This is a genomic window from Pseudomonas sp. ANT_J28, assembly GCF_008370005.1.
In the GTDB taxonomy this organism is placed as follows: domain Bacteria; phylum Pseudomonadota; class Gammaproteobacteria; order Pseudomonadales; family Pseudomonadaceae; genus Aquipseudomonas; species Aquipseudomonas frigoris.
Map to the genome: position 1 here is coordinate 19,682 of NZ_VOBM01000013.1, position 22,105 is coordinate 41,786.

Annotated in this window: 22 protein-coding genes; 6 read left to right on the forward strand and 16 right to left on the reverse strand. The window is 59.8% G+C overall.

Annotated elements, in window-relative coordinates:
* Positions 1-19 precede the first annotated feature (19 nt).
* The 4 genes from dnaX (at position 20) to recR (ending at position 4,411) form a co-directional block, all read left to right on the forward strand.
* Entirely contained in the window at positions 20-2,116 is a 2,097-nt protein-coding gene (dnaX, locus tag FQ187_RS11230; protein WP_149629515.1) for a DNA polymerase III subunit gamma/tau, read from the forward strand.
* Between the two features lie 67 nt (positions 2,117-2,183).
* Entirely contained in the window at positions 2,184-2,522 is a 339-nt protein-coding gene (locus tag FQ187_RS11235) for a YbaB/EbfC family nucleoid-associated protein (RefSeq protein WP_008028561.1), read from the forward strand.
* A 186-nt stretch (positions 2,523-2,708) separates the two neighbouring features.
* Entirely contained in the window at positions 2,709-3,743 is a 1,035-nt protein-coding gene (locus FQ187_RS11240; protein ID WP_149629516.1) for an NADP-dependent oxidoreductase, read from the forward strand.
* 65 nt (positions 3,744-3,808) lie between these two features.
* The gene (gene recR, locus FQ187_RS11245) at positions 3,809-4,411 is read left to right on the forward strand and encodes a recombination mediator RecR (protein ID WP_046047871.1); all 603 of its coding nucleotides are present in this window, start codon (positions 3,809-3,811) and stop codon (positions 4,409-4,411) included.
* Between the two features lie 111 nt (positions 4,412-4,522).
* Here the strand turns inward: recR and FQ187_RS11250 are convergent, their stop codons facing one another.
* The 8 genes from FQ187_RS11250 to ccoG form a co-directional block, all read right to left on the reverse strand.
* Entirely contained in the window at positions 4,523-5,071 is a 549-nt protein-coding gene (locus FQ187_RS11250) for an adenine phosphoribosyltransferase (RefSeq protein WP_149629517.1), read from the reverse strand.
* 79 nt (positions 5,072-5,150) lie between these two features.
* Positions 5,151-5,885 (reverse strand): fumarate/nitrate reduction transcriptional regulator Fnr, encoded by a 735-nt coding sequence (gene fnr / locus FQ187_RS11255; RefSeq protein WP_046047868.1) that lies wholly within the window; start codon positions 5,883-5,885, stop codon positions 5,151-5,153.
* Positions 5,886-6,014: 129 nt separating this feature from the next.
* Complete coding sequence (gene hemN / locus FQ187_RS11260) at positions 6,015-7,397, reverse strand: oxygen-independent coproporphyrinogen III oxidase (RefSeq protein WP_149629601.1); 1,383 nt, start codon at positions 7,395-7,397, stop codon at positions 6,015-6,017.
* An 88-nt stretch (positions 7,398-7,485) separates the two neighbouring features.
* On the reverse strand, positions 7,486-8,169 hold the full coding sequence (locus FQ187_RS11265; protein ID WP_149629518.1) for a sulfite exporter TauE/SafE family protein: 684 nt from the start codon (positions 8,167-8,169) through the stop codon (positions 7,486-7,488).
* On the reverse strand, positions 8,162-8,380 hold the full coding sequence (gene ccoS / locus FQ187_RS11270; protein ID WP_007905420.1) for a cbb3-type cytochrome oxidase assembly protein CcoS: 219 nt from the start codon (positions 8,378-8,380) through the stop codon (positions 8,162-8,164). Before ccoS ends, FQ187_RS11265 begins: the two co-directional genes overlap by 8 nt.
* Before the next feature lie 22 nt (positions 8,381-8,402).
* Entirely contained in the window at positions 8,403-10,853 is a 2,451-nt protein-coding gene (locus FQ187_RS11275) for a heavy metal translocating P-type ATPase (protein ID WP_149629519.1), read from the reverse strand.
* Positions 10,854-10,885: 32 nt separating this feature from the next.
* Complete coding sequence (locus FQ187_RS11280; RefSeq protein ID WP_149629520.1) at positions 10,886-11,419, reverse strand: FixH family protein; 534 nt, start codon at positions 11,417-11,419, stop codon at positions 10,886-10,888.
* Positions 11,420-11,430: 11 nt separating this feature from the next.
* Positions 11,431-12,843, reverse strand: a complete 1,413-nt coding sequence (ccoG, locus tag FQ187_RS11285) for a cytochrome c oxidase accessory protein CcoG (RefSeq protein ID WP_149629521.1) — start codon at positions 12,841-12,843, stop codon at positions 11,431-11,433.
* Positions 12,844-13,302: 459 nt separating this feature from the next.
* Here ccoG and FQ187_RS11290 point away from each other — a divergent pair, with 459 nt between their 5' ends.
* Positions 13,303-14,316 carry a metallophosphoesterase gene (locus FQ187_RS11290; protein ID WP_149629522.1) on the forward strand — a complete coding sequence of 338 codons (1,014 nt, stop codon included), beginning with the start codon at positions 13,303-13,305 and terminating at the stop codon, positions 14,314-14,316.
* Between the two features lie 79 nt (positions 14,317-14,395).
* Here the strand turns inward: FQ187_RS11290 and ccoP (FQ187_RS11295) are convergent, their stop codons facing one another.
* The 8 genes from ccoP (FQ187_RS11295) to ccoN (FQ187_RS11330) form a co-directional block, all read right to left on the reverse strand.
* The gene (gene ccoP / locus FQ187_RS11295; RefSeq protein WP_149629523.1) at positions 14,396-15,379 is read right to left on the reverse strand and encodes a cytochrome-c oxidase, cbb3-type subunit III; all 984 of its coding nucleotides are present in this window, start codon (positions 15,377-15,379) and stop codon (positions 14,396-14,398) included.
* Positions 15,376-15,561, reverse strand: a complete 186-nt coding sequence (locus tag FQ187_RS11300) for a CcoQ/FixQ family Cbb3-type cytochrome c oxidase assembly chaperone (protein ID WP_003175465.1) — start codon at positions 15,559-15,561, stop codon at positions 15,376-15,378. The genes ccoP (FQ187_RS11295) and FQ187_RS11300 overlap by 4 nt, the downstream gene beginning before the upstream one ends.
* Before the next feature lie 5 nt (positions 15,562-15,566).
* The gene (gene ccoO, locus FQ187_RS11305; RefSeq protein ID WP_018925301.1) at positions 15,567-16,175 is read right to left on the reverse strand and encodes a cytochrome-c oxidase, cbb3-type subunit II; all 609 of its coding nucleotides are present in this window, start codon (positions 16,173-16,175) and stop codon (positions 15,567-15,569) included.
* Positions 16,175-17,617 carry a cytochrome-c oxidase, cbb3-type subunit I gene (gene ccoN / locus FQ187_RS11310; protein ID WP_008157290.1) on the reverse strand — a complete coding sequence of 481 codons (1,443 nt, stop codon included), beginning with the start codon at positions 17,615-17,617 and terminating at the stop codon, positions 16,175-16,177. Before ccoN (FQ187_RS11310) ends, ccoO (FQ187_RS11305) begins: the two co-directional genes overlap by 1 nt.
* A gap of 482 nt (positions 17,618-18,099) precedes the next feature.
* A complete protein-coding gene (gene ccoP, locus FQ187_RS11315; protein ID WP_149629524.1) occupies positions 18,100-19,053 on the reverse strand; it encodes a cytochrome-c oxidase, cbb3-type subunit III in 954 nt (317 codons plus the stop codon).
* Positions 19,050-19,256: a cbb3-type cytochrome c oxidase subunit 3 gene (locus FQ187_RS11320; RefSeq protein WP_149629525.1), complete on the reverse strand. Its 207-nt coding sequence runs from the start codon at positions 19,254-19,256 to the stop codon at positions 19,050-19,052. The genes ccoP (FQ187_RS11315) and FQ187_RS11320 overlap by 4 nt, the downstream gene beginning before the upstream one ends.
* A 3-nt stretch (positions 19,257-19,259) precedes the next feature.
* Positions 19,260-19,868 carry a cytochrome-c oxidase, cbb3-type subunit II gene (gene ccoO, locus FQ187_RS11325; protein WP_008157297.1) on the reverse strand — a complete coding sequence of 203 codons (609 nt, stop codon included), beginning with the start codon at positions 19,866-19,868 and terminating at the stop codon, positions 19,260-19,262.
* A gap of 10 nt (positions 19,869-19,878) precedes the next feature.
* Positions 19,879-21,303: a cytochrome-c oxidase, cbb3-type subunit I gene (gene ccoN, locus FQ187_RS11330; RefSeq protein ID WP_149629526.1), complete on the reverse strand. Its 1,425-nt coding sequence runs from the start codon at positions 21,301-21,303 to the stop codon at positions 19,879-19,881.
* A gap of 109 nt (positions 21,304-21,412) precedes the next feature.
* On the opposite strand from ccoN (FQ187_RS11330), the gene FQ187_RS11335 reads away from it, so the two are divergent.
* Positions 21,413-22,090: an alpha/beta family hydrolase gene (locus FQ187_RS11335; protein ID WP_149629527.1), complete on the forward strand. Its 678-nt coding sequence runs from the start codon at positions 21,413-21,415 to the stop codon at positions 22,088-22,090.
* Positions 22,091-22,105 lie beyond the last annotated feature (15 nt).

Consider the following 22,105-nt stretch of genomic DNA (forward strand, 5'->3'; position numbering starts at 1 on the left):
TTCGTTGCGACGGTTTTCGATGAGTTATCAGGTTCTTGCACGTAAATGGCGTCCGCGCTCGTTCCGCGAAATGGTCGGCCAGACCCATGTGCTCAAGGCTCTGATCAATGCCTTGGACAGCCAGCGGCTGCACCACGCCTATCTGTTTACCGGTACCCGCGGGGTCGGCAAGACCACCATCGCGCGGATCATCGCCAAATGCCTGAACTGTGAAACAGGTATCACTTCAACACCTTGCGGCGAGTGCTCGGTGTGCCGCGAGATCGATGAAGGCCGCTTCGTCGACCTGATCGAGATCGACGCCGCGAGCCGGACCAAGGTCGAAGACACCCGCGAACTGCTCGACAACGTTCAGTACGCACCGAGCCGTGGGCGCTTCAAGGTCTACCTGATCGACGAAGTGCACATGCTCTCCAGCCATTCCTTCAATGCGCTGTTGAAAACCCTTGAAGAGCCGCCGCCCTACGTCAAGTTCATCCTGGCGACGACCGATCCGCAGAAACTTCCTGCAACCATTCTTTCGCGGTGCCTGCAGTTCTCTCTGAAGAACATGACGCCGGAGCGTGTGGTCGAGCATTTGACTCACGTGCTGGGTGTCGAGAACGTGCCGTTCGAAGACGACGCGCTGTGGCTGCTGGGGCGTGCTGCCGACGGTTCGATGCGCGACGCCATGAGCCTGACCGACCAGGCGATTGCCTTCGGTGAAGGCAAAGTCATGGCCGCCGACGTACGGGCGATGCTCGGCACGCTCGATCACGGTCAGGTCTACGACGTTCTACACGCGCTGATCGAAGGCGACGCCAAGGCTTTGCTCGAAGCCGTTCGTCATCTGGCTGAACAAGGCCCGGACTGGAACGGCGTGCTCTCGGAAATTCTCAACGTGCTGCACCGTGTTGCCATAGCCCAAGCCCTGCCTGAAGGCGTCGATAACGGTCATGGCGACCGTGATCGGGTGCTGGCGCTGGCCCAGGCCTTGCCGGCCGAAGATGTGCAGTTCTATTACCAGATGGGCCTGATCGGTCGCCGCGACTTGCCGCTGGCGCCAGACCCGCGCGGTGGCTTTGAAATGGTCCTGCTGCGGATGCTCGCGTTCCGACCGGCAGACACCACGGACGCCCCGAGGCAACCGCTAAAGCCAGTGGGGATCAGCCAGGCCACAGTTGATTCCGCAAACTCAGTGGCTGCCGCGCCCGTTGTAGCGCCGGTAGTCGCTGCGGCAGTTGCACCCGTCGCGGCTGTGCCGGTTGCGGCGGTGGTTACTCCAGTGCAAGTGCCCGAGCCCGAGCCCGAGCCCGAGCCGGTCGCGCCCGTCGTTGCGCCCGAGCCTGTTGTTGAGGCAGCAGCGGTCGAAGTCGTCGTCGATCTGCCCTGGAACGATCCGATCGCACCCGAGGTCGTTCAGCAACCCGCCGTCGAGCCAGTGCTGGAAACCGCCAGCGAACAGCCCGATTTGGCGCCGATGCCATTGCCGACGCCCGACAGCGTAGTGCTGGACGCACCGGAGTGGGCCGCTGCGCCGATTCCGGAGCCGTCGGTAGCCGACGTGGATGCCGCGACGCCGGGCATGGACCTGGACGATGAGCCGCCGTTGGATGAGGACTATATCGAGCCAGACATGGAGTCGGCCTACAGCTACCTCGATGAACTGGCCAGCGAGCACACCGCCGAGCCAGCGCCGGAAGCCGAACCTGAACCGGCCGCGATGCCGGCCACCGGTCTGGCGTTGCAATGGCTGGAGTTGTTCCCGAAACTGCCGATCTCCGGCATGACCGGAAGCATCGCCGCCAACTGCACGCTGATCGCCGTCGAGGGTGACCACTGGCTGATGCACCTGGACCCGGCCCACAGCGCGCTGTTCAACTCGACCCAACAGCGTCGCTTGAATGATGCGTTGAACCAGTTTCACGGGCGTACGCTGACCCTGCGCATGGAGTTGATCAAGCCCGAGCAGGAAACCCCGGCCCAGGCTGCGTCCCGCCGCCGTGCGAACCGTCAGCGCGAGGCCGAAGAGTCGATCCACGGTGATCCGTTCATCCAGCAAATGATGCAGCAGTTCGGTGCGGTGGTCCGTAACGATACTATTGAACCTGTCGAGACCCTGGTCACTCAGGGCTAATAACTGAAGGCGTTCGGCCAAAAGGGCCGGGCGCTGTTTTTATCCAAGTACTTTTGAGGTGATTCCCATGATGAAAGGTGGCATGGCCGGCCTGATGAAGCAGGCACAGCAGATGCAGGAAAAAATGGCCAAGATGCAGGAAGAGTTGGCCAACGCCGAAGTCACCGGTAAAGCCGGCGGCGATATGGTCACCGTGGTGATGACCGGTCGTCACGACGTCAAGCGCGTGACCATCGATCCAAGCCTGGTCGAAGGCTTGAGCGAAGACGACAAAGAGATGCTGGAGGCTGTGTTCGCCGCCGCCGTAAACGATGCCGTGCGCAAGATCGAAGCCAACAGCCAGGACAAAATGTCCGGCATGACCGCTGGCATGCAACTGCCACCGGGTATGAAACTGCCATTCTGATTAGCCAAAGCGCGTCGGATGGGCTACAAAAAAATGCCAGGCATCGCGCCTGGCATTTTTGTTTGTGCCACACCGATCATTCCCACACTCTGCGTGGGAATGATCAGTAGAAACATCGAACGCGACACCCGCATAAAGGTCTGCTCCCTATACCGCCGAATTCATCGATCAAAAGGAGAAGCTCACATGCCACAAGCATTGACCCTCAACCAACGTATCGTCCTGGCGTCCCGCCCGGTAGGCGCGCCGACGCCGGAGAATTTCCGCCTGGAGCGCGTTGCGCTGCCGGACCTGGCCGACGGTCAGGTGCTGCTCAAGACCCTTTACCTGTCACTCGATCCCTACATGCGCGGACGCATGAGCGACGCGCCGTCCTACGCCGCACCGGTTGAAATCGGTGAGGTGATGACCGGTGGCGCTGTCAGCCGGGTCGAGCGCTCGCTGAATCCGAAATTTCACGAAGGTGATCTGGTGGTCGGTTCTACCGGTTGGCAGAGCCACAGCCTCAGCGACGGTCGCGACATCATTCCGGTGCCGTCCGGGCTGCCGAGCCCGTCAATGGCGTTGGGCGTGTTGGGTATGCCCGGCATGACCGCGTATATGGGCCTGATGGACATCGGCCAGCCCAAGGCCGGCGAAACCCTGGTGGTTGCGGCCGCATCCGGCGCCGTGGGTTCGGTGGTCGGTCAGGTCGCGAAGATCAAGGGCTTGCGCGTGGTCGGCGTGGCCGGTGGCGCGGACAAGTGCCGTTATGTGGTCGAGGAGCTGGGTTTTGATGCCTGCATCGATCACAAGAGCCCGAACTTCGCCGAAGAATTGGCCAAGGCGTGCTCCGAGGGCATCGACATCTATTACGAAAACGTCGGCGGCAAGGTGTTCGATGCCGTGCTGCCGCTGCTCAAGCCCAAGGCGCGAATTCCACTCTGCGGCCTGATCGCGTCCTACAACGCTCACGAAGCACCGACCGGCCCGGATCGTCTGCCGCAATTGCAGCGTACGCTGCTGACCAAGCGTGTGCGAATCCAGGGTTTCATCGTGTTCGACGACTACGGTGATCGTCAGCCGGAATTCATCAGCGCCATGGCGCCGTGGGTGCGCGATGGCAAGGTGAAGTTCCGTGAAGACGTGGTCGATGGCCTGGAGCAGGCACCTGAAGCGTTCATCGGTCTGCTGGAAGGACGCAACTTCGGCAAACTGGTTGTGCGGGTTGCCCAGGACTGAGTAATTGACGCTAAACGGAGGCGCGGGTATAAACCGCGTCTCGTTGTTTTGTCGGACTTTTCCCCATGAGCTTCAGCCCTTTGATTCGCCAACTGATCGACGCCCTGCGAATTTTGCCAGGTGTGGGTCAGAAAACCGCCCAGCGCATGGCGTTGCAGTTGCTCGAACGTGATCGCAGCGGCGGCTCGCGATTGGCCTTGGCGCTGAGCCAGGCCATGGAAGGGGTGGGTCACTGCCGGTTGTGCCGCACGCTGACCGAAGACGACCTCTGCCCGCAATGCGCCGATACCCGTCGCGACGACACCTTGCTCTGCGTGGTGGAAGGGCCGATGGACGTCTACGCGGTGGAGCAGACCGGTTTCCGTGGTCGCTACTTTGTGCTCAAGGGGCATTTGTCGCCGCTTGATGGGCTCGGGCCTGAGGCCATCGGTATTCCGCAACTGCTGGCGCGGATCGAAGAGGCGGGCACGTTCACTGAAGTCATTCTCGCGACCAACCCGACCGTGGAAGGTGAAGCCACAGCGCATTACATTGCCCAATTGCTCAGCAACAAAGGCCTGATCGCCTCGCGTATCGCCCACGGCGTGCCATTGGGCGGCGAGCTGGAATTGGTGGATGGCGGGACGTTGGCGCATTCGTTTGCGGGGCGTAAGCCGATCGTTTTGTAGTGTTTGAATTGACGCCTTCGCGAGCAGGCTCGCTCCCACATTGGATTTGTGGTGTTCACAAAACCCCTGTGGGAGCGAGCTTGCTCGCGAAGACGTCAGCCCAGACGCCGCCTATTTATCAGACAGCGCAAATTGCGTCAGGCAAAACGTCGGAATCCCCATATCTTCCAGTCGCTGCGACCCGCCCAACTCTGGCAAATCAATGATCGCCGCCGCTTCATGAACCCGGGCGCCCATTCGTCGAACCAGGTTCGCCGCCGCAATCAGCGTCCCGCCGGTGGCGATCAGGTCATCGAACATCACCACCGAATCGCCCTCGCACAGGCTGTCGGCGTGGACTTCGAGGAAGGCTTCGCCGTATTCGGTCGCATAACCCTCGGCCAGCACGTCGGCCGGCAGTTTGCCTTGCTTGCGGAACAGCACCAGCGGCTTGTTCAACTGATAGGCCAGGACCGAACCGATCAGAAAGCCACGCGCGTCCATCGCACCGATGTGGGTGAAGTCGGCCTCGACATAACGGTGGGCGAAGCTGTCCATCACTAGGCGCAGGGCCGTGGGCGACTGGAACAATGGGGTAATGTCGCGAAAGATCACGCCCGGCTTGGGAAAGTCGATCACAGGGCGGATGAGGGATTTGATGTCGAAGGAGTCGAAGGCCATAGTCGAAGAATCCTGGCAGGCTGCAAACGACGCAGTATAACGGCGGCTGAACCGTTTCGCTCAGCCGCCATCGCTGAAATCAGCCGTCTAGCGAGCCGCCGGCCAAAGCGCAGAGCTGGATCGGGTCGAGGATATGGATTTCCTTGCCTTCAGCCGCAATCAGTTCGTTTTGCTGGAAGCGCGTGAACACCCGGGACACGGTTTCCACCGCCAGGCCCAGGTAATTGCCGATTTCGTTGCGCGACATGCTCAGGCGGAACTGGTTGGCCGAGAAACCCCGGGCGCGGAAACGGGCTGACAGGTTGACCAGGAACGTGGCGATGCGCTCGTCGGCGGTTTTCTTCGACAGCAGCAACATCATTTGCTGATCGTCGCGAATCTCGCGACTCATCACACGCATCAACTGACGGCGCAGTTGCGGCAGTTGCAGCGCCAGTTCGTCGAGGCGTTCGAAAGGGATTTCACACACCGATGTGGTTTCCATTGCTTGCGCCGAGACCGGGTGTTTTTCGGTGTCCATGCCCGACAGGCCGACCAGTTCGCTTGGCAGGTGGAAACCGGTGAGTTGTTCTTCACCGCCATCGCTCAGGCTGAAGGTCTTCAGGGCGCCCGAGCGTACTGCATAAACGGAATCGAAGGTGTCGCCCTGGCGGAACAGGAATTCGCCCTTTTTCAGCGGGCGGCCACGTTTAACGATTTCGTCCAGCGCATCCATGTCTTCCAGATTCAAAGAAAGTGGCAAGCAGAGGGGGGCCAGGCTGCAATCCTTGCAATGGGCCTGACTATGAGCGCGCAGTTTTACTGGCTCGGACATTTCTTCAATCCTTGTGGGAAAACACACATAAGCCGTAAGGGTAACCCACGGGAGGACATTCAGGCACGCGGCGATTTTGTCGCAAGGTCGTAAAGTCTGCGTTTCGCAGAGCGGCCGGTGAAGTGATGGCTAGATCACCCGCGAAAACCGCTGGCGATTTTGCTGTTCCAGGTAGGCGTCGAACACCATGCACACCGAACGCACCAGCAATCGTCCGGCGGGCAGTACGGTGATCCGTTCGTTATCCAGTTCGATCAGGCCGTCTTCAGCCATTGCCTGCAACTGTGGCGAGAGTTCGCCGAAGTAACCCTGAAAGTCGATGTTGAAGGCGTGTTCGATCTCGGCGAATTCCAGGCTGAAGTTACAGATCAGTTGTTGGATGACTGCACGCCGCAGGCGGTCATCGGCGTTGCACAGCAGACCACGGCTGGTGGCCAGCTGCGCGCTGGCCAGCGTGTTCTGGTACTGATTCAAGTCGCTGCTGTTCTGGCAATACAAGTCGCCGACCTGGCTGATGGCCGACACGCCCAGGCCAATCAGGTCGCAATGGCCGTGGGTGGTGTAGCCCTGGAAGTTGCGTTGCAGGGTCGATTCTTCCTGGGCAATCGCCAGTTCATCGTCGGGCAGCGCGAAGTGGTCCATGCCGATGTAGCGGTAACCGGCCTTGGTCAACTGCTCGATGGTGCCCTGGAGCATTTCCAGTTTTTGCGCCGGTGTCGGCAGTTCGTCGCTGTTGATTCGCCGTTGCGGCATGAAGCGTTCCGGCAGGTGCGCGTAGTTGAACACTGAGAGGCGGTCCGGTTGCAGGTTGATCACTTCATCGACGGTGCGAGCGAAATTCTCGGGTGTCTGCCTTGGCAAGCCGTAGATCAGGTCAATGTTGATCGAGCGAAACTGCAGCGTGCGGGCAGCGTCGATAACCGCGCGGGTTTGTTCCAGGCTTTGCAGGCGGTTGACCGCCCGTTGCACTGCCGGATCGAGGTCTTGCAAACCGATACTGACCCGATTGAAACCCAGCTCACGGAGCAGGCCCATGGTCGACCAGTCGGCTTCGCGAGGGTCGATTTCGATGCCGTAGTCGCCGGAATCGTCGTCCAGCAAGTTGAAGCTTTTGCGCAACTGGGCCATCAACTGGCGCAGTTCATCGTGACTGAGAAAGGTCGGGGTACCGCCGCCAAAGTGCAGTTGCTCGACTTTCTGCTCGGGGTCGAGGTGGCAGGCGATCAGCTGGATTTCCTGCTCCAGACGCTGCAAATAGGGCAAGGCCCGGCCGCGATCCTTGGTGATGACTTTATTGCAGGCGCAGTAGTAGCAAATGTTCGCGCAGAACGGCACGTGCACATACAGCGATAACGGGCGCAGGGCTTTACGGCTGTCGCGCAGGGCGTGGAACAGGTCGAACGTGCCGACCTGACCGTCGAATTGCACCGCGGTCGGGTAGGAGGTGTAGCGCGGTCCCGTCAGGTCGTAACGGCGGATCAGATCGGTGTCCCAACGAATGGCGTCGAGCATCATGCGGGCATTCCCCCGGATAGGCTGGCAGTGTCAGCGAGTCTAGGGGGAGGCACGGTGGGGCATCTTGATTTGCATCAACGGTCGATTAATGCCCCATCAACCAATGCTGATGCGGCCCCGGCAAGGTCCAGATGCCGAACAGGATCACCAGTAATCCGCCCGTCATCCGCACGCTACGTTTGCGCAACAACGCCGTGACCCGCTCAGCCGCCAACCCCGTGGCGAGCAACACCGGCCAGGTGCCGAGCCCGAACGCGAGCATCAAAAGCGCACTGTCCAGTGCATTGCCCTGGCTCGCCGACCACAGCAAAGTGCTGTAAACCAGCCCGCATGGCAGCCAGCCCCAGAGCGCGCCCAGCAGAAGCGCGCGGGGGATGCTCGACACCGGCAGCAGTTTGTTGGCAACCGGCTGGATGTGCCGCCACAGGCCGCGACCGAGGCTTTCGATGCGGGTCAGGCCGCTCCACCAACCGGCGAGGTATAGGCCCATGGTGACCAACAGCAATCCAGCGATGACGCGCATGAACATCGCCGCCGGGCTGTTAGCCACAGCCCAACCGGCCAGACCGATCAGCAGGCCAGCTGTTGCATAGCTGAGAATTCGCCCCAGGTTGTAGGCCAGCAGCAGTCGAAAGCGTCGGCTGCGTTGTTCCTTGGGAATCGCCAGGGTCAATGCGCCCATCAAGCCGCCACACATGCCCAGGCAATGCCCGCCGCCGAGCAGACCGAGGATCACCGCAGACACCAGCAGCGGCGCCAACTCAAGCATGAGGTGGCGCCTTGTCGTCCGGCTTGGCCGGATGGCCGCTGGCTTCATCGACCGCGGCCTTGTGGTTCGGGTCCTGGTCGTCAAACAGGATGCTGTGGGCCGGGCCGTCGAGGTCGTCGTACTGACCGCTGTCGACTGCCCAGAAGAAGATGTAAATAGCGATGGCCACGATCAGCAGTGCGGCCGGGATCATCACGTAGAGAGCTGGCATCTGGACTCCATGCCCGCGCGGCTCAGGCCGGCAGCGGACGGGTTTCTGGCGTGGCGCTGACCGCAGGCGTATTTGGCATGCGAGTCAGGCGCAGGGCGTTCAGCACCACGGTCAACGAACTGATGGACATGCCGACCGCGGCCCATACCGGCGTGATCCAGCCGAGGGCGGCGAACGGCAACATGAGGCCATTGTACAGCCCGGCCCACAGCAGGTTCTCGATGATTACCCGACGGGTGCGCCGCGCGAGGCTGAAGGCTTGGACCAATGCATCGAGGCGGTTCGACAGCAATACCGCGTCGGCACTGGTTTTCGCCAGATCGGTGGCCGAACCCATGGCCACGCTGATGTCGGCGGCGGCCAGCACTGGCACGTCGTTGACCCCGTCACCCAGCATCAACACCTTGCGGCCTTCTTTGTGTAGCTGTTGCAGGACCTGCAATTTATCGTCCGGACGCAAGCCGCCACGGGCTTCATCGATGCCCAGTTCCGCGGCGACACTGGCGACCATCGGCGAGCTGTCACCGGACAGCAGCAATGTGCGCCAGCCGCGAGCCTTGCAGGCCGCGAGCAGGGCGGGTGCATCGGCACGCAGACGGTCGTCGAGAACAAACCATGCCAACGGTCCCAGGCTGTCGCCGAGCAACAGCCATTGGCCGGCTTCGTCCGGCATCAACGGCACTACAGCACCACTGAGTTCACAGACAAAACCCGGTTGGCCAATACGCAGGCGTTGCTCACCGACCAACCCTTCGAGGCCAAGCCCCGGCGTGCTGTGGACTTCTTCGGCAGCGAGCGGCGCGCGGCCAAAAGCCCGGGCGATCGGGTGTTCGGAGCGGTTTTCCAGGGCGGCGGCCAGGCTCAGGCATTGATCGCTGTTGAGTTCGCCGAGCGGGCGAATCGAACGCAACGCCAGTCGCCCTTCGGTGAGCGTGCCGGTCTTGTCGAAAATCACCGTGTCGATCTGGTTCAGACCTTCCAGCACGTGGCCGCGAGTCAGCAGTAAGCCGAGTTTGTGCAGCGTGCCAGTGGCGGCGGTGAGGGCGGTCGGCGTGGCCAGGGACAGGGCGCACGGGCACGTCGCAACGAGCATCGCCAGCACAATCCAAAAGGCTCGCGAGGAATCCAGTTCCCACCAGATCAGGCCGATGACGGCGGCAGCAATCAGCGACAGCAACAGGAACCATTGCGCGGCGCGGTCGGCCATTTCTGCCAGCCGCGGCTTCTCGGCCTGGGCGCGGTCCAGCAGGCGGACGATGGCGGACAGTCGGGTGTCCTGGCCGAGGGCCAGGACTTCCACGGTCAGCGCACCTTCGACGTTCAGGGTGCCGGCGGTGACGGCATCGCCCGGCGTGCGCGGTTGTGGCAGGTACTCGCCGGTGAGCAGGGATTCGTCGATGCTCGACTGGCCGTCGAGAATCTTGCCGTCAGCCGGGAGGGTCGCGCCGGGATGTACCAGCACCTGATCGCCTACACGCAGTTCGCTGAGCAGGATCCGCTCGCTCTGGCCGTCGGCACTCAGGCGCAGACACGAGGCGGGCAATAGATTGACCAATTGCGCAGTGGCGGCGGCGGTGCGTTCGCGGGCGCGACGTTCCAGATAACGCCCGGCCAGCAGGAACAGCGCGAACATGCCGACGGCATCGAAATACAGCTCACCAACGCCGGTGATCGAGGTCCAGATCCCGGCGATGTAGGCGCTGCCAATCGCCAGCGACACCGAAACGTCCATGGTCAGGTGGCGGGTGCGCAAGTCGCGCATGGCGCCTTTGAAGAATGGCGCGCAGCTATAGAAGACGATCGGTGTGGTGAGAAATAGCGCGACCCAACGCAGGATGGTGTGCAGCTCGGGACTGAGGTCGATGTTGAATTCCGGCCAGGTGGCCATGGTCGCCATCATCGCCTGGAACCACAGCAGCCCCGCCACGCCAAGTTGGCGCAGGGCCAGACGGTTTTCGCTGGCCAGTTGTTCGCTGGCGCGGTCGGCCTGATAGGGGTGCGCGGCGTAACCGATATGGCGCAATTCGCTGAGTACCTGGCTCAGTGGCAGTTGCGCATCGGCCCAGCGCACGTGCAGGCGATGGTTGGACAGGTTCAGGCGCGCTTCGGCCACCGCCGGCAAGCCACGCAGGTGTTTCTCGATCAGCCAGCCGCAGGCGGCGCAACTGATGCCTTCCATCAACAGGGTGGTTTCGGCGAGTTCGCCTTCGTGGCGGACGAAGGGGGCTTGCACGTCGGCGCGGTCGTACAGCGCCAGTTCGTCTACCAACTGCACCGGCAAGGCTTCAGGGTTGGCCGATGACTCGCTGCGATGCTGGTAATAGGTTTCCAGTCCGCCGGCCACGATGGCTTCGGCCACGGCCTGGCAACCCGGGCAGCAGAACTCGCGGGTTTCACCGAGGACGGCAGCGGTGAAGCGGCTGCCGGCCGGGACGGGCAGGGCGCAGTGGTAGCAGGGGGTTGGACTGGTCATGAGGTGGAGTCTATATCGTCCGGGAAAGGCTCCTACAAGTGTTCGGCGCCTTGCAGCGGTTCATCACCCAGCAGCAGATCCTTGTCATGGCTGACCTGTTCTTCTTCGAACATGCGCCAGATTTTGTCGTCCTGAACACCCAGCAATTCGACAAAGCGGCGACCATCGACCTTGTCGTTCAACTGGCCAATGTAGCGGCCCTGTTCGGTTTCGCTGCGTGCCAGGGTGATTTTGCGATCCTTCTCTGGCTGGGTCGGCGAGATCAGGTTCAGCTCCAGGGTTTTCGGTTTGCTGTTGCCGCTAAGGCGCAGGTCGACTTCACCGGTCACGTCGTCCAGATGCACGCTGGCGCGCAACAGGAGGGTCTGCGCCAGCAGCTCACGGTCCAGGGAGCGGTTGATGCCTTTGCCGGCCTCGTAATAGTTGTCGTTGACCAGGTTATCCGGGTTTTTCACCGCGATCGTCACCATGGACAAGGTCAGGGTCACGGAACACGCCAGGATGGCGATGATGATCCACGGCCAAAGGTGCTTGTACCAGGGACTTGCGGCAGTTGCTGTGGGCATGATCACTTCTCTCAACGAACTTGTGGGCCGATGAACCGGCTCTTGGCTTCAATGTGGACGCTGTTGTCATCGGCATCCTTGAGGATGAATTTCACCTCGTTGGTGCTCGATGGCAGTTTCTCCGGCGCGCTGGACAGTTCGACCGGCTGGCTGAAAATCTCCCCGGCGGCGACCTTGATCTCGCGCTTGCCTTGCAGCTTGAGGTCCGGCAGGCCAGCGGCTTCGAGCACGTAGGTGTGGTCGCGCTGATCCTTGTTCATGATCTTCAGGCTGTAGACGTTTTCGATTCGGCCTTCGGCGTTCTCGCGGTACAACACGCGGTCCTTGCTGACGTCGAAACCGACCAGTGAACGCATGAAGAATGCGGTCATCAGCAAAGCGATCATCGCCAGCAGCACCGTGGCATAGCCGATCAGGCGCGGGCGCAGTTTATTGGTTTTTTGCCCGGACAGGTTGTGCTCAGTGGTGTAGCTGATCAGGCCGCGCGGGTAATCCATCTTGTCCATGATGCTGTCGCAGGCATCGATGCAGGCCGCACAGCCGATGCATTCGACTTGCAGGCCGTCGCGGATGTCGATACCGGTCGGGCAAACCTGGACGCACATGGTGCAGTCGATGCAGTCGCCCAGGCCCATGGCCTTGTAGTCAGCGCCTTTCTTGCGCGGGCCGCGGCCTTCACCACGACGCGGGTCGTAGGAAACGATCAGGGTGTCTTTGTCGAACATCACGCTCTGGAAGCGCGCGTAAGGGCACATGTAAATGCACACCTGCTCGCGCAACCACCCGGCATTGCCGTAGGTGGCGAGGGTGAAGAAGCCGACCCAGAAATACGACCAGCCGTCGGCTTCGCCGGTGAAGAAGTCGATGGTCAGTTCGCGGATCGGCGAGAAGTAACCGACGAAGGTCATGCCGGTGATGAAGCCGATAAGCAGCCACAACGTGTGTTTGCTGAATTTGCGCAGGAATTTGTTGGCGCTCATGGGCGCTTTGTCGAGCTTGATGCGCTGGTTGCGGTCGCCTTCGGTGACCTTCTCGCACCACATGAAAATCCAGGTCCAGACGCTCTGTGGGCAGGTATAGCCACACCAGACCCGCCCGGCGTACACGGTAATGAAGAACAGGCCGAAGGCACTGACGATCAGGATCCCGGAGAGCAGGATGAAGTCCTGAGGCCAGAAGGTTGCGCCAAAAATGAAGAATTTGCGTTCCGGCAGGTTCCACCAGACGGCCTGATGGCCACCCCAGCTCAGCCAGACCGTACCGAAATACAGCAGAAACAGCCCGGCACCGCCCATCATCCGCAGGTTGCGGAACAGGCCGGTGAAGGCGCGGGTGTAGATTTTTTCTCGAGAGGCGTAGAGGTCGACGCTGTTGTTCGCGTTCTTGGCAGGGGTGACGTCGTGTACCGGAATCTGGTTACTCATCATTGCATCCCACGGCAGTGGAAAAATGCCTCGGTCAGTACGTGCCGACCGCGGTCAAAAAGAGGTGTTGCAGTGGCGTAATGATACGCCTGTCGCTCTAGGTCAAGGGTGCGACCTTTGGTCGCGTTGGGGAAAAAATCTGAATGGTGTAGCAAATGTAACAAGTCGTGATTCAGATCAATTGACTTGTTCAGTATGGACGGTTTTTCAGATTGTGCAGTTGTCGGGATCTGCCCGTAATGGGGGCAGGGTCACGATGGGAGTTTGGTGTAGGTGATCCTTAGTTGATTGTATGCGGACTCAGTAACGGGGTAATGAACCAGTGTATCGAGAAACATGCTTTATTGCTTTGTCGGTGATGGTGGGTTGTATTTGTTTTTCTACTTGATTAGTTTTGTATGTGAAGTGCTTATCCGTTAAGGCAGCACTAACTTTGTTAAATAATGGAAATGGATTTCTATGAGTTTGTTTAAGTTTCGTCAGTTGGTGGCGTGTTTTGCGCTGTGTGTGGTTGTTCCTGCTTCTCATGCAGCGACCGTTGAACAAATACCAGGGCATTTGATATTTATTTCCGATCCACAATACCCCTGGAGTGATCTCACAGATAAAAATGTGTCTGATCCAAACAAGGAGGAGCGTTCCAGGGAGCTAATTGGCTTGCAGTATTCCGACGTTGCAAGTTTCAGGCAGCTGAATGGCGGGGCGGCACGTATTCCCGTAATGATCAATGGTGATATCACCGCGTTTGGTCATGGCGGGCAGCGCTCTTACATGAAGTCCGTCTTTGAGGATAAGTTGGGTGGATTATATGACTATGGGCTGGGTAATCATGATTACGCGAATAATGTGGATGACTGCTTTCTGAATAATTGCGCCGCTGGAAGTGTAAATGATCTAAAAGCGCGTTATTGGGGGAAGGTTTCTTCGATGGATTTGTCTGTGCGGGGCGCGGTGTTAGGGTCGAGTCATTATTCCGGCAGTCTCGCTTATTCGAAGGATTTTGATGATGTTCATATGGTTCAGCTGAACAATGAACCGACCTATGCCGTCAAGTTCTCTGATGGTAATCCCATTGCACCTACTGTGTATGACATTACCCCGTCGCTCGATTGGCTGGAACGAGATTTAAAGGTTGCTCGGGAACAAGGCAAGATCATCATTCTTAATATGCACAAGGTTTTTGATTGGGCGGGAAGTGATGAGCAGATCGCAAGGTTCAGGGGCATGATTGCGAAATATCAGGTGACAGCGGTTTTTGGTGGGCACGACCACTTTGTCTCGGGGGGCTATTACAGTGGGACAAAACATGACTACTTTGGTCATGTTCCCGTATTTATGAGCGGTGCCGCGTCTCAGCAAACCTATCTGATTGCCAGCTTCTCCAAGGATCGTAAAGAGCTGAATGTGAACGTTGTACGTAACAGTAACTGGCCTAGCCGAAAGCTCGATAAGACCATCCCTGTTCTTAAGTAAACAGGCGCTCGGTAAAAACTGAAACGGCCCCGCCAATTCACATTGGCGGGGCCGTTTTTTGTTGCATCAAGCGTTTGCCTTACTGGGCGTCCGCCACTGGCGCTTTCTCACCGTGAGAGAGGCTGTAGACGTAAGCGGCCAGCAGGTGAACCTTGTCGTTGCCTTGCAGCTGTTCTTGCGCAGGCATCTGGCCCTGACGGCCGTAACGAATGGTCTGCTGCAGTTGAGCGAAGCTCGAACCGTAGATGAACGCGGCCGGGTGAGTCAGGTTAGGCGCGCCCATCGCTGGCGTGCCTTTGCCTTCTGGGCCGTGGCATACCGCGCAGTTGGCAGCGAACAGCTTCTGCCCGGCAACCGGGTCAGCCTTGGTACCTTCCGGCAGTTTGCGGCCATCGAGGGTGGTCAGTACGAACGCGGCAACGTTTGCAACGCCTTGCTCGCCGATCACTTCTGCCCAGGCCGGCATCACAGCGTGACGACCGCCCATGATGGTGGTCTTGATGGTTTCCGCTTCACCGCCCCAGCGCCAGTCGGCGTCGGTCAGGTTAGGGAAGCCATAAGCGCCCTTGGCATCGGAACCGTGGCAGACCGAGCAGTTGGAGGCGAACAGGCGGCCACCCATCTTCAGGGCTTGAGGGTCCTTGGCGACTTCTTCGATTGGCATGGAAGCGAATTTGGCGAAGATCGGGCCGAACTTGGCGTCCGACTTGGCCATTTCCTTTTCCCACTCGTGAACGCCGGTCCAGCCGCTTTTGCCGTTGGCGAACGCGGTCTGCTTGTCGTTATCGAGGTAGTTGTAACCCGGCAGCAGGCCTTTCCAGTTACCCAGGCCCGGGTACAGCACCAGGTAGCCCAGGGCGAAGATGATGGTGCCCACAAACAGCATGAACCACCATTTCGGCAATGGGTTGTCGTACTCCTCGATCCCGTCGAAGGAGTGGCCAACCGTTTCTTCGGTGGCTTCGCTGCGCTGGCCCTTGCGGGTGGACAGCAGCAGCCAGGTCAGGGCGAAGATCGTGCCGAGACTGAGGACTGTGACGTACAGACTCCAGAACGTAGTCATTCTTTGTTACTCCTAGAAGCTTGCTCGACGTGCTTGATGGCTTCGGGATCATCCGCGAAAGGCAGCAAGGTCGCGTCTTCAAACTCCGATTTGCGCTTGGGGCTGAACACCCACAACGCCAGACCGATGAAGGCCACCATCACAACAACGGTGCCCAGGCCACGAATCATCCCGATATCCATCTAAATCACCGTTTGCTTTTGATGATGGTGCCCAGGCCTTGCAGATAGGCCACCAGCGCGTCCATTTCGGTTTTGCCCTTCACAGCATCCTTGGCGCCGGCGATGTCTTCGTCGGTGTAAGGGACGCCGAGCGTGCGCAAGACTTCCATTTTCTTGGCGGTGTCTTTGCCGTCGAGCTTGTTTTCCACGAGGAACGGGTAGGCCGGCATTTTCGACTCAGGCACCACGTTGCGCGGGTTGTACAAGTGCGCACGCTGCCAGTCATCGGAGTAACGACCGCCAACACGGGCCAGGTCCGGACCGGTACGCTTGGAACCCCACAGGAACGGGTGGTCCCAGACGCTTTCACCGGCGACCGAGTAGTGGCCGTAACGTTCGGTTTCAGCGCGGAACGGGCGGATCATCTGCGAGTGGCAGCCGACACAGCCATTGGCGATGTAGATGTCGCGGCCTTCCAGTTCAAGGGCGGTGCGAGGCTTCATGCCTTCGACCGGCTTGTTGGTGACGTCCTGGAAAAACAGCGGAACGATCTGGGTCAGGCCGCCGATGCTGACGGCGATAACCATGAAGAAGGCCAGCAGGCCAATGTTCTTCTCGACTGCTTCATGCTTCATCAGTGAGCTCCAACTACAGCAATCTGTTCAGCAGCTTTGGCTTCAGCCGGGTTCGAGGCACGTACGGTACGCCATACGTTGTAGGCCATGAACAGCATGCCGCTGGCGAAGAACGCACCGCCCAGGGCGCGAACGATGAAACCAGGATGGCTGGCTTGCAGCGCTTCGACGAACGAGTAGGTGAGGGTGCCGTCGTCGTTGATTGCACGCCACATCAGACCCTGGGTGATGCCGTTGACCCACATCGAAGCGATGTACAGAACGGTACCGATGGTCGCGAGCCAGAAGTGCGTGTTGATCAGGCCGATGCTGTGCATCTGAACACGACCGAACAGTTTCGGGATCATGTGGTAGATGGCACCGATCGAGATCATCGCTACCCAGCCCAAGGCGCCGGCGTGTACGTGGCCGATGGTCCAGTCAGTGTAGTGAGACAGCGAGTTGACGGTCTTGATGGCCATCATCGGGCCTTCGAAGGTCGACATGCCGTAGAAGGCCAGCGACACAACGAGGAAGCGCAGGATCGGGTCGGTGCGCAGCTTATGCCAGGCGCCCGACAGGGTCATCATGCCGTTGATCATGCCGCCCCAGCTTGGTGCCAGCAGGATGATCGACATCGCCATGCCCAGCGACTGAGCCCAGTCCGGCAGCGCGGTGTAGTGCAGGTGGTGCGGACCGGCCCAGATGTACAGGGTGATCAGCGCCCAGAAGTGCACGATCGACAGACGATAGGAGTAGATCGGACGCTCGGCCTGCTTCGGAACGAAGTAGTACATCATCCCCAGGAAGCCCGTGGTCAGGAAGAAACCCACCGCGTTGTGGCCATACCACCACTGGATCATCGCGTCAGTCGCACCGGCGTAGGCCGAGTATGACTTGAAGAAGCTGACCGGCAGGGAAGCGTGGTTGACGATGTGCAGCATCGCCGTCACAACGATGAAGGCACCGTAGAACCAGTTACCCACATAGATGTGCTTGGTCTTGCGCTTGGTGATGGTGCCGAAGAACACCAGACCGTAAGTAACCCAGACGATGGCCAGCAGAATAGCCAGGGGCCATTCCAGTTCCGCGTATTCCTTGGTGGTGGTGTAACCCAGCGGCAAGGTCACGATCGCGCCGACGATCACCGCTTGCCAACCCCAGAAGGTGAAGGCGGCGAGGCTGTCGGAAATCAGTCGCGTTTGGCAGGTTCGCTGCACGACGTAATAAGAAGTGGCAAACAGTGCACAACCACCGAAGGCGAAAATCACCAGGTTGGTGTGCAACGGGCGTAAGCGTCCAAAAGTCGTCCACGGCAGACCGAAGTTCAATTCCGGCCATACAAGCTGTGAGGCGATGAAGACACCAAGCCCCATGCCAAGGATCCCCCAGACCACCGTCATGATGGCGAACTGGCGGACTACCTTATAGTTATAAGCAGTCGGACTGATTGCTGTGCTCATTCTAAGGTTCCACGGTTTGGGTGTTTTATTAGGAGTAAAAATCGGCCGCAAGTATGGAGAAAGCGGGGGGTCATTGCAACGCGCCATGACCTGGGTCAATGCTTTCAAAAGCTGATTCTGCGGCCTTTCCATGCGCCGCGTAGGGACAAAATTGCCCAAGGACAAAATGTCGCAGCGGACGAAAATGGTGAGGGGGTCAGGTCGGATGTAACGGGGTGTGTTCAAACACAACGATCGGGTGACAGATGGCAAATGGCACGACAGCCGGTATCTACCAGCCTTTGCGGCTTGTCATCGAGCAGATTCGTCGAACACATCGGGTTGGGTCGACCTGGAACCGGCTCATGCCAGTCCGCATCGGGGAAGCTTAGACCCGAATCTGGGGAATCGAAAGGAGGACTAACGGAGGGGTGCGACACTTGGTCGCAAAGGGGCAGGGAACTGCCGCATCCGGGAGAATGCGGCAGCAGAGCGGTCGAGATTTATTCGTGTTTGCCTTCAGCCTGCAAACGCTCGGTGGTCAATCCATGAGACAAGCTGTAAACGTAAGCGGCCAGCAATTGCACCTTGTCGTTGCCGAGCAGTTCGTTCTGCGCCGGCATATGGCCCTGGCGGCCATGACGAATGGTCTGTTGCAGTTGCGCCAGGCTTGTACCGTAGATGAAGCCGGCCGGTTGCGTCAGATTCGGCGCCCCCATGGCTTCAGTGCCATGGCCGTTTGGCCCGTGACAGGCTACGCACATGGTGCTGAACGCTTGCTGTCCGGCGTTCAGATCGGCGCCGCTGTCGGCCGGCAAAGGCAGGCCGGCCAGTCCATGACGTACATAGGCGGCAACGTTTTTCACACCAGCATCACCGAGGATTTCACCCCAGGCCGGCATCGCGGCCATGCGACCGCCCATGATCGTGGTTTTGATGGTGTCGGCGTCGCCACCCCAGCGCCAGCTGGTGTCAGACAGGTTCGGGAAGCCGAAAGCACCCTTGGCATCCGAGCCATGGCAGACCGCGCAATTGGAGGCAAACAGGCGACCGCCCATTTTCAGCGCTAGCGGGTCTGTGGCCACTTCTTCCACGGGCATCGCCGCGAATTTGGCGAAGATCGGCCCGAACTTCGCGTCGGCCTTGTTCATCTCCTTTTCCCACTCGTGGACGCCGGTCCAACCGTCCTCATAACCCGGCAGGATGCCTTTCCAGTTGCCCAGGCCGGGGTAAAGCACCAGATAACCCACGGCGAACACCAGCGTGCCGGCGAACAGCATGAACCACCACTGCGGCAGCGGATTGTCATACTCCTCGATACCGTCGAAGCTGTGGCCCATGGTCTGGTCGACGCTGCCCTTGGTTTCGCCCTTGCGGGTGCCGATCAGCAGCCAGGTCAGGCCGATCAGGCTGCCGATGGTCAGTACGCAGATCCACGTACTCCAGAAGGTGGTCATGGCCGGGTACTCCTTGTTGTTGCAGGTTCTTGGGTGTTGGCGATATCGGCTTGTGGCTCATCGGCGAACGGCAGCAGGCGCGCTTCGGCGAATTCCGAACTGCGCTTGCCGTTGAACACCCACAGCGTCAGGCCGACGAAGGCCACGAACACCACGACCGTGCCCAGGCCGCGGATCATTCCACTGCTCATGTCAAAGATCATGGCTCACCTCTTGCTCTTGATGGATGTGCCGAGCACTTGCAGGTAAGCGACCAGGGCGTCCATTTCGGTCTTGCCCTTGAGCGAGGCGACTGAGCCGGCGATGTCATCGTCGGTGTAAGGCACGCCGAGGGTGCGCATCGCCTTGATCTTGGTTTCGGTGTGGCTGCTGTCGAGTTGATTGGCAACCAGCCACGGATAGCCGGGCATTTTCGATTCCGGCACCACGTTGCGCGGGTTGTACAAATGCGCGCGGTGCCAGTCTTCGGAGTAGCGACCGCCGACTCGGGCCAGGTCCGGACCGGTGCGTTTCGAGCCCCACAGGAACGGATGATCCCAGACGCTTTCACCGGCCACCGAGTAGTGCCCGTAGCGTTCGGTCTCGGCGCGGAACGGCCGGATCATCTGCGAATGGCAGCCGACGCAGCCTTCGCGGATGTAAATGTCGCGACCTTCCAGTTGCAGCGCGGTGTAGGGCTTCATGCCTTCCACCGGTTTATTGGTCACGTCCTGGAAGAACAGCGGGACGATCTGCGTCAGACCGCCAATGCTCACGGCCAGCACCATCAGCAACATCAGCAGGCCGACGTTTTTCTCGATTGTTTCGTGTTTCATGGCGGCCTCCTCAGGCGATCTGCGCGGCAGCAGCGACTTCGGCAGGCTGCGAGGCCCGCACGGTGCGCCAGGTGTTGTAGGCCATCAGCAACATGCCGCTGAAGAAGATCGCACCGCCCGCCAGCCGAACGACGAAGCCTGGGTGGCTGGCCACCAGGGTTTCGACGAAGGAGTAGGTCAGCGTGCCGTCATCGTTGATCGCACGCCACATGAGGCCCTGGGCGATGCCGTTGACCCACATCGAAGCGATGTAGAGCACGGTGCCGATGGTGGCGAGCCAGAAGTGCGCGTTGATCAGGCCGATGCTGTGCATCTGCGTGCGGCCGAAGATTTTCGGGATCATGTGGTACAGCGCGCCGATGGAGATCATCGCGACCCAACCGAGGGCGCCGGCGTGCACGTGGCCGATGGTCCAGTCGGTGTAGTGGGAGAGGGCGTTGACCGTTTTGATGGCCATCATCGGCCCTTCGAAGGTCGACATGCCGTAGAAGGCCAGGGACACCACGAGGAAGCGCAGGATCGGGTCGCTGCGCAACTTATGCCAGGCACCCGAGAGCGTCATCATCCCGTTGATCATCCCGCCCCAGCTCGGTGCCAGCAGGATCAGCGACATCACCATGCCCAGCGACTGTGCCCAGTCCGGCAGTGCGGTGTAGTGCAAATGGTGCGGACCGGCCCAGATGTACAGGGTGATCAACGCCCAGAAGTGCACGATCGACAAGCGATAGGAATACACCGGACGCTCGGCCTGTTTCGGCACGAAGTAGTACATCATCCCGAGGAAACCGGCGGTGAGGAAAAAGCCTACGGCGTTGTGCCCGTACCACCACTGAACCATGGCATCGGTCGCACCTCCGTACACTGAGTAGGACTTGGTGAAACTCACCGGCAGTTCAAGGTTGTTGACGATATGCAGAATCGCCACGGTGATGATGAACGCACCGAAGAACCAGTTGCCGACGTAAATGTGCTTGGTCTTGCGCTTGGCCAGCGTGCCGAAGAACACCACGGCGTAAGCGACCCAGACGATGGTGATCAAAATGTCGATCGGCCATTCCAGCTCCGCGTATTCCTTGGAGCTGGTGTAACCCAGCGGCAAGCTGATCGCCGCCAGCAGGATTACCACTTGCCAGCCCCAGAAGCAGAATGCGGCAACTTTCGGCGCGAACAGTTGGGTCTGGCAGGTGCGCTGCACCGAATAGAACGAACTGGCGAACAGGGCGCAACCGCCGAAGGCGAAGATCACTGCGTTGGTGTGCAACGGGCGCAGGCGCCCGAAGCTGGTCCACGGCAGATTGAAGTTGAGTTCAGGCCAAACCAATTGAGCCGCGAGAAAAACCCCGAGCCCCATGCCGACGATGCCCCACACCACCGTCATAATGGCGAATTGGCGGACCACCTTGTAGTTGTAGGCGGTACTGATAGAAGTGTTCATGGTTCCCCATCCACGGTTCAGCCGAAGTGAAGTCCCGCCTTTGCGAGTAAGCCGCACGGCAGACGCTCCCTTCGCCTGGAGTTATAGGCAGACTAAAAGCGAGGCAAGCATGGACAAAGAGCACAAGGCCAGTATTGACGGGGATCAATGGGCGCGGTGTGTGCGGGATCATGGATGGTTGTGGAATGCCGCCACAAGACGTGCATCGGCAACGTTGATTCTCGCCCATGGCGCCGGTGCGCCAATGGACAGCGGCTGGATGAACGACATGGCTGCGCGCCTTGCTGCATCTGGGATCAACGTGCTGCGCTTCGAGTTTCCGTACATGGCGCAACGGCGCATCAATGGTGGCAAGCGTCCACCGAACCCTGCGCCGAAACTGCTCGAGTGCTGGCGTGAGGTCTATGCCGTGGTGCGACGCCATGTCGCTGGGCGTCTGGCCATTGGCGGCAAGTCCATGGGCGGGCGGATGGCCAGTCTTTTGGCGGATGAACTGGAGGCCGATGTGTTGGTGTGCCTCGGGTATCCGTTTTATGCGGTGGGGAAACCGGAGAAACCACGGGTTGAGCATTTGGCCGGGTTAAAGACGCGCACGTTGATTGTTCAGGGCGAAAGGGATGCGTTGGGCAATCGCGAGGCCGTTGAGGCGTACACGTTGGCACCGAGTATCGAGGTGTTCTGGCTGGTGGCGGGGGATCATGATTTGAAGCCGTTGAAGGCTTCCGGGTTTATCCATGAGCAACATCTGGCGGCTGCGGCGCAGAAGGTTGCTGAGTTTCTTCAGTGAGATTTGCGGTGCCGG